This is a genomic window from Lysinibacillus sp. LK3, assembly GCF_001043675.1.
Taxonomy (GTDB): Bacteria; Bacillota; Bacilli; order Bacillales_A; family Planococcaceae; genus Lysinibacillus; species Lysinibacillus capsici.
This window is the reverse complement of the sequence record NZ_LDUJ01000054.1, coordinates 1-269: the sequence shown is the minus strand read 5'-3', so window position 1 is coordinate 269 and position 269 is coordinate 1. Positions and strand designations below refer to the sequence as shown.

Here is a 269-nt window from a genome sequence, read left to right as displayed (position 1 = left end):
GGAATAACAGGGGCGACAGGAGTCCAAGGCGTAACAGGAAGCACAGGCGCAACAGGTTCACAGGGAATAACAGGGGTAACAGGAGCCCAAGGCGTAACAGGAAGCACAGGAGTGACTGGTTCACAGGGAATAACAGGGGCAACAGGAGCCCAAGGCGTAACAGGAAGTACAGGAGCAACAGGTTCACAGGGAATAACAGGGGCAACAGGAGCCCAAGGCGTAACAGGAAGTACAGGAGCAACAGGTCCACAGGGAATAACAGGGGCGAC

At 55.4% G+C, this 269-nt stretch carries 1 pseudogene; it reads left to right on the top strand.

The window, feature by feature from the left end:
* Positions 1–269, top strand: a pseudogene (locus VK91_RS22185) (collagen-like protein); the annotation flags it as partial.